Source organism: Vibrio sp. 10N.286.46.A8, from assembly GCF_041470165.1.
In the GTDB taxonomy this organism is placed as follows: domain Bacteria; phylum Pseudomonadota; class Gammaproteobacteria; order Enterobacterales; family Vibrionaceae; genus Vibrio; species Vibrio tasmaniensis_A.
In genome coordinates, this window is record NZ_JBFRLX010000096.1 from 1 (window position 1) to 8,167 (window position 8,167).

Genomic DNA, 8,167 nt, shown 5'->3' on the forward strand with positions numbered 1-8,167 from the left:
AGAAACGTAATAACGCTTAAAAATTAACGACTCTTAGAGCTGAACTCGCTTTTAGAACTGATAGCCGTAGCTGAGCATGAATTCAGCTGGCGCTCCGTAACCAATCTGGTTAGTACCCGACTTACCACTGGTTGCCCCAAGAATGTATTTCTCGCCAAGTACGTTATAAGCGTTCGCTTGAACTTTGTGACGACCCGAGGTGTACGCTGCCATCAAATCAACAGTGGTGTAATCACCTAATGCGACGGCTTCATTGTTACCTGCGTAGCGGTCCCCTACGTATTTCACACCACCGCCCAAACGCCAGTTTTCGTATAATTGGTAAGTACTCCAGAGTGAGAACAGATGATCGGATACATCATTCGGCTTTTTACCTGTATCTTTATCTTCTGCATCTAAGTAGCTATAACCAACTGAAATATTCCACAACTCTGTAATCTGACCGCGAGCTTCCAGTTCAATACCTTGGTGACGTGCTTCAATCTTATTGATAACGTCGCCATTAATATTGGTTTGTGGTTGTTCTTGATCAATTTGGAAAATAGCGGCATTGAGCATCAAAGCGTTATCGAGTAAGTAAGCTTTCGCACCCACTTCTTTTAGATCGGTATGGAAGAATTCAGCCAGTTTAGGGTTGATATAAATACCGGAGTAAGGCAATTGCCACGAACGAGCTAAGCTTGCGTATACCGACATATCGTTGTTGATACGATAGACCAAGCCACCACGGTAGCTCACTTTGTTATCATCTAGCTTCTCTTGGGCTTTCCCGGCTTTTTGCTGCTCAAGTTCCATAGAGTCATAGCGCACGTTACCTATCACCGATAGATCACCCAAGGTGTAAACGTCTTGAAGGTAGATACCCGTCGTCGTCGTTGTGTTATCACGGAAAGGCTTGAAACCCGGATCAGGCGTTGCTCCTACGACGGGATTATAGATGTGTTTCGGAGGTAAGGTTTTATCGCTTGCTAGCGTTAAATCGATATTGATCTGGTTATAATCCGCACCAATCATCATTTGGTTAGAATCGGTTTCCCACACTAATTCGGATTGCATCGTCGTTGTGGTTCGAGGGTCATAACCGAAATTGTTCACGGTTTGAGAAACTTTATCTCCCGCCACAGTACCTTGACGCGTGCCCTTTTGCTCAAGTTCGATATGATTGTATGCAGCTCGGTTTGTCCATACCCACTCGCTATTCAAGCGCCACTCATAATTAATGCCAACACGCAGGCTATCGGACTCTTGATAATCGTTAGTGCCACCGTAGAAAGAACTCTCAGAGACATCGACAGGTTTGCCATTTTTGGATGGAACACCACGATATGGCACCAGCTCTTGGTGTGCATATTCGACATCTAAGTCAACGGTATGCCCTTCAGCTGGCAGCACTCGAATGGTTGGTGCGATAAAGAAATCATTCGAATCGACATGGTTAACATACGAATCAGCCTGTCGGTGTTCCAGGTTAATACGTCCATTGACCTTATCTGAAAACGCCATTGAGCTATCCACCTGCCCTACAAATTGGCTGTTACTGCCAACACTGCCGTTCACATTGGTAAATGTGTCACCATTCGCTCGTTTGGTGACCAAGTTAATGATACCGCCGGCAGAGCCTCTACCATACAGAGCTCCTGCTGGGCCTTTTACCACTTCAACACGCTCAATATTGGATAGGCTTCGATACGACTGTAAAGTTCCATCATCACGCATGCCATCGCGATACATGTCATTCAGCGCATCAAAACCACGAATAACGAACTGATCTCGACTGCCTTCACCTAAGGTATTATTGACACCAGCAACACCATCAAGAGCATCCACTAAACGGACTGCACCACGGTCTTCCATCTCTGTTTTAGTGACCACTGATACGGCTTGTGGGACATCGAGCCATTCGACATCCGTTTTGGTACCCGATTGCGGCATGTGCTCCGCGTAGCCTTCGTACTGATGACCAATAACTTGCACGGTTTCATCCACCGTTACTTCTTCTGAAGCCATTGCATTCGACACGGTAGCCACTGTGGTTAATACACCTCCAATTGCCAAGGCGAGAGGGGTGAAAGCCAATCTAACGTTCATATTCTAATTCCGGTTTAGTTTATAAATCACAATGGACGCGAATAAGAACAAATATCATTTATATTTGCAATATATATTTTACCGCCTACCCCTCCAGCACGATATGCAACATTGCTATTTACAAAATAATCAATAAGAACAAAATCATAAAAAGAACAAGCCTCTTAAGACATTGGATAATGTCGTATAAAAGTAGGTAAAAACGAGGTTCGACGGTTGGAAATACTCAGAAAAAGGACTTTTCGATAGGGAGAAAGACAGCAAATAAATAAAGGTTTGAGCCAGGTAACGGATGGGATTAATACCCTTTAGCACGGCGTGCCTATTAACTGGTCATACCTCAAAATAATGTTCAATAATTCAAGTCGACATCACTTAATGGCTAGCAAATATCGAAGTCTTAGATATGTTCATATATGCTTATAAACGGAAGCTTATTTTTATAAGCATTCATACAGATCATGAATAATAACAAAGGACTGTTTTATGCCATTGACATTAGATCAAGCTGCTCAGCTAATGAATCGAAATTTAGAACAATTTTTACATCGTTGTCCGCTTTCCATTAGTAGTGCTGGCCAATCAAAAGGAGCACTTACCTTTTATTTATATAGCCTCGGAGATACGGCGCTTGGTATCAATCAAGGTGTTCAAATGCCAGAGATGCGTTTGCGCTTATCTAAAACGGCGCTATCAAGTAGCGCTAAAGCTCTTCAATGCATCCACATACCGGTATCTCAGTTTGAACAACTTAAGCCTGAGTCCATCTCTAAAGTCACCCACTATGATTCTGCAAACTTCCTTGTTACCACTCAATTAACAGGTTGTACGTTTGCTATCCGACCGGGGAAAGGAGGCGGGCTTGAGTTTTTGCATGTTCAGCCAAATAGGGACTTTGATGGAGCAAAAATACAGCAAGCGATAAAAAAGGAGTTTCAAGTGTCTTTCGGTAAAGGGAATGGCTCTAACGGTACTACTTATGGGAATAATACCCGGGTTACTGTTTTAGGGGAGAGGAAAAATGGCTTGTGGAAAGTTTATGCACAGTATCAAGACGGCAACGGAAATGTAACTGGAGTTGATTGTATCTACAAAGAACCAAGCTCAGTAGCCTATGTTGACTGACAAACATGATTAGCAAAGAAGGCATGCCATATTCTCGTCTTTTAGCGTTCTCGCAGAAACGGGGAATTCAACTAACGAGCATTCCCCTCAAAACGACATAACTTACGACATCGTCATAGCGCGTATCACCCTCGAGTGGTGCGGGCTTCGATACAAGATGACTCTAAGGCTACATTCGTAGCCTTTTTTCTCCTTCGATAACGAATAGAGGAGACAGGTAACAAGCAGATCTACGACAACTCATCCCGAACAAGAACATCAAAAAAGCGAGCCTCTTGGGCTCGCTTTTCGTTATCTGACTTTCTTATACTCTATTACAGAAGCTCTACCGACTGTTGAGCAATTACGAACTCTTCGTTGGTTGTTAAATATGCAGTGTAGCTACTCCAAAATCTCCGCCATAACGACTCATTGTTAAGTAAATAAAAATAGCTCGCACATGCCTGAATTTACGCTATACAAAGTTTCATTATATTCGTAATACCTGGCTGGTAGTATCAACATAAATGGATCTAGTTAACTGCACATAATTTTTCTAGTCAATAGATCCCAAACAAGCTATCAAAGTATGGTTTTGCATAAGTATAATAAAAGCTTGAGTCTACTTGAGATAAAGCAAATGCGTCATTTTCATCTGCAGAAAGATAAATATACGTTGTTAATAACTCGGCAAAAAACTCATATTTATTTTTTCTCCAATATGTATTGTCTTCATCACCATAACGAATAGAAGTATCGTGCGAAACTAAATCATAAAGCTCCTTAACATCTTGGTTATCATAACCATCAGAGAGAAAGTTATCGTGGTAGCCATGAGCTGCCTCGTGGATTGCCACTCGTGAGTTATAAGGGTGATTGCCCGCTAAGAAAACCCTCCCACCAGCATAATGGCTTGCTTCAAAATTAGGGGTATAGCGCATAGTCAAGCTCTTATAATATTCAGTAAACTTCCGTAAACTGGCCGCTTCAATAATACGTAGGTTTTCATCTAATGCCGCCTCGACAATACTTAAGATGAATTGTCCTTTCAGTTCATGTCCCAGTTGAAAGTTGGGATGCGACGGGAGTGGTGTTAAGAAACGCTCTCCATTCATCACATAAATTGCTAAAGTGGTATCTTTTTTAGTATCAACTAAAACCGTACGGTCAAAATAATCACTTCTAAACTCGTTGTATTGACCATCGTTACTGACACCAAAGATAAGAAGTTTAACATCAGGCACAATAGTATCTATTTTCACATAATATTGCCCTTCATTTTCAGACGCCTGAACATGAACCCTAACCCTGCTCACATCCCCATGAAACTTGAGGAAATTAGGATACTCGCTTGGCATCTCTATCCTAATAGGCGCGTTACCGGCTTGAGTTAGAAGCGATTGTCCGTTTATTGACAATGCTCTAATATTTAACCGGCCATCCCAATAGACTTCACTTATTCTTATGTCGTCGTTTCTATCCCCATCACTGTTATAGTCATATGGTGTTTGGTCTTCTCTAAACGATTGAGTGACTATAGTTTCAATACGCCCTGACTCGTAACTGACCGTTCTCACACTGTCAGTTATGACACCTTGTGGAAACTCATCCTGTGTATTCGTTATTTGCCCTGGAGTATGCATATAAACAGGGGAAAAACCAGGTTCATCTAAGAATACTTCATCCCATACCGGTTGCTCCAAACCTCGTCTCATATCAGGGACAGCTCCAACAGTTTCAATACATCGGTCTGTGAATAGCCGATTGTCACTGGTTCTTAAATTACGAACTATAACAAACGAAGTTGCGCTAATATCTTTCTTTGCACATAAACCAAACTGTTCAGGAGCTCCAACCCAAACCTCCTCCGTTTCTGTATACCCAGAAGCGTAGGAAGTCTCGACTTGAACCCTCTTGTTTCTAAAATCATGAGTCACCTCTCTTGAGACGATATCTGCTCCATTAGAGACCCTCACTCGGTAAGTTGAATGCTGCTCTGTATGAGTGTTAGTTGCAGGTAGCGTAGCCGTGATATCAGCTTCACCCTCCCCGATAATCGTCAGCTTACCTGTATCAGGATCTACTGACGCGACGGAGGCATTACTAGAGCTATATTTTAAACGAGAAGAACTAACTGAAGGCCCAGGAATCCAATTATAGAAAGGGCCATCATTAATCGTAACGTTTAGTATCGTTCCAGGGAAAAGTAGACTTTCTTCTTTTGGCTCATTAACAACCAGTTCGTAGGACTCCTGACGAGCTCCTTCAGCGTTCGCAATAATAGTTGTTGTCCCAGGAGAGTTAATATAAACCTCTCCAGAAACCGGATTGACTGAAGCTACGACGTGATCCGTTGATAGATAACGTACTCGATTGGCTCCATTTGCATTAGCTTTATGGGTTAACGATATAAAATCACCAAATGCGACTTCTACCCTTTGATGTGAAACGGTATCAAAAACTAAACGGCTTTCTTGAGCAGGTATGATATTACCGCCACCGCCACCGCCACCGCCACCGCCACCGCCACATGCTACAAGCATAAGGAGAAACAACGCTGTTATAGGAGCTCGAAATTCTAATTTATTTTCAATATTAGGACTTAAAAACACAAAATTTATCCCTGCTTTGGCAGCTTATAAAAGTGAAGCGAATAGCTGCCTTAGTTAAATACTTTTCAACTAAAGTAAAAGATGATTGATATCCATTCATAAAAACAATCACCACCGCCCTAGGCGGTGATTTTGAAGAGCCAATAAAAAGACAACTCCTTCGTTGTCTTTTTATTAAACTTTAATATTTATTATGGTCTGGATACTACCCTTCCTACCAAACTCAACATTAGGTAATGAATATCTTTCATTAGCCTTCGACAGTGACTACTAGTTATAGCACCGGTAAATATATTAAAATTTAGACGATTTAAATTCGACAGCTGCTTAAAGTAACTTCAACCTCTTCTCCTTGAGAGTCTCTTACCGTGGTAGTGATCTTTTCACCAGCTGTATTTCCTATATTAAAAGAAAAACTGGTCTCATATTCAGAACTAGACGTTAGGGTAATTTCGCCATCATCCTCCAACATCGAACCATAGTGCTCTTGCTTATTCCAAGCAGTGTCATACCAGTCTACTGCCGCGAAATTGTCCTTAGTAGTAACAATCTGGATAACCCCACCAATGAAGTCTTCACCAGGTGTCTTAAATGTTCCAACATACTTAATCGATGCATCACCTTGACTCGAAACAAAACGTTCACCTGTCAAGCTACCAAGCTCTTGTCCAGATTGAGACCATTTACCAATAACATCATCAAACGAAAACTCCGCCGAAAATGCTACATCAGCATATTCTCCATCCTCAGTGCTCGAGCCAAGCGCCAACGGTTGACTTCCTCCTTTAACCTCCAATGGTAAGCCAGAAAAACCAAACCATTCATATAAGTAACTATCTTCCGGTTTAAATAGACCAACAGGCTTCAAATCATCAGGTTCAATTGCTACTAGAAAAGCACCTTGACCGTCACCACTGTACTCTCCCAAAAATACACCACTCAGAGCACATTTAACTGTTTCGTTAAAATGCTCTACTGCATCTCGCTTGGATGGAACCACTCTATCTGAATCGATCTGTGACAAAGCGAGTGCAAATTCGTCTACCGCACTATCTTTCGTGATATCCAAATGACTGGCATCAATATCATTCGATAAATACTCTCGAGTTACTTTTGATATTTCAATGCCATTATCAGGGTTTCCATCCTCGTCTAATGACATAAGAACCCGTACCATATTTGTATTTTCATCATGCTCAACAGACAAAAAAGAAGTCATATCAAATGGGGTAATGATTCTAGAAGCTTTAGTGCTCCCAATATGCAGAGTTCCTATATTGAACTGGACTGTCTCACCTTCTAGATATTTAAAACTTCCCCCTTCTCCTGTAAATCCCAATTGCGTTTCGGTACGGAACTCCACCCCTGTAACCGGAGCGTCTCGAAAATAGCCTATTTTAGTTGTAGGCTGTACAGGCGAAGGTGCATCATTACTTGAAGTCCCTCCAGTATTATTTCCGCCCCCTCCTCCACAACCAGAAATAATAGCTGACGACAAAGCAGAAAATATAAGCACTTTATTCATAATTCAAAAATCCCTTAAAATTTAAAGCGAACGTAGGTGTCTACATGACTCGATTCAGGCTAATCCTATCGACACCTCACCATAAAAAAGGAAACAAACAATGTGAAAATATATAAGACCTAACACATAAACCATCAAGAATTACAATCATTAGAAAATATCAAAAAACAATCACATGCATGCAACCACGCGCCACAATCAATCAAAAAGGGGAAAAAGCACAATAAAATAGTCATAAAATTAAAATATAATAGTTATTACTTAATTTTACCTTTTAATTTCAATGATTTAACCGAGATCAAAAGAAGAAAAGAACAAGCCATTAATGATGATAAAGACCAATTCCAAGCTTTATATTAGATAGAAAAACCACATCTAAATAGAACCCACCGCCCCCCCCCCCTTAAAGACACAATCATATTTATTATGAATAATGTATAACCCGTCATTAGTGAGGTATTTCGTAAACTCTAACTAGGTGTCACTACCCCACAACGAATTAAGCCTAGTCAATTATGATCTAACAACTTACAGAATGGCACTCTCACCCACGGAATTACGTAAACACAGTTAAAATAAAGAAATTTTGAATAAAGGTTAAATCAAAAGCAGAGTAAACTAGGAAAGTAATATTAGCTTTTGACTTCAAGGTAAGATTGCGAAGGAGGAAAATATTAGGGATCATTTAAAGATCTAATCAGGAAGGTATTTCTGTGTATTTCTAATACTATGTATACTGGTTCAGATATCTGTTTATTAATTTAACCTAGTGCGTATTGCATATATAAAACCAATTTAATTGATATTAAAAAACAGGGCAGACCACTAATAATAGAAA

4 protein-coding genes are annotated in these 8,167 nt (G+C 40.7%); 1 reads left to right on the top strand and 3 read right to left on the bottom strand.

The features are described from left to right. Window positions 1-51: 51 nt before the first annotated feature. A complete protein-coding gene (locus tag AB4232_RS10915; RefSeq protein ID WP_372087110.1) occupies window positions 52-2,088 on the bottom strand; it encodes a TonB-dependent receptor in 2,037 nt (678 codons plus the stop codon). 486 nt (window positions 2,089-2,574) lie between these two features. On the opposite strand from AB4232_RS10915, the gene AB4232_RS10920 reads away from it, so the two are divergent. Beyond that, window positions 2,575-3,213: a hypothetical protein gene (locus tag AB4232_RS10920; RefSeq protein WP_009844799.1), complete on the top strand. Its 639-nt coding sequence runs from the start codon at window positions 2,575-2,577 to the stop codon at window positions 3,211-3,213. A gap of 539 nt (window positions 3,214-3,752) precedes the next feature. Here the strand turns inward: AB4232_RS10920 and AB4232_RS10925 are convergent. Then, window positions 3,753-5,804 (bottom strand): hypothetical protein, encoded by a 2,052-nt coding sequence (locus AB4232_RS10925; protein WP_372087111.1) that lies wholly within the window; start codon window positions 5,802-5,804, stop codon window positions 3,753-3,755. A gap of 310 nt (window positions 5,805-6,114) precedes the next feature. Then, window positions 6,115-7,329 (bottom strand): hypothetical protein, encoded by a 1,215-nt coding sequence (locus AB4232_RS10930; protein WP_372087112.1) that lies wholly within the window; start codon window positions 7,327-7,329, stop codon window positions 6,115-6,117. Window positions 7,330-8,167 lie beyond the last annotated feature (838 nt).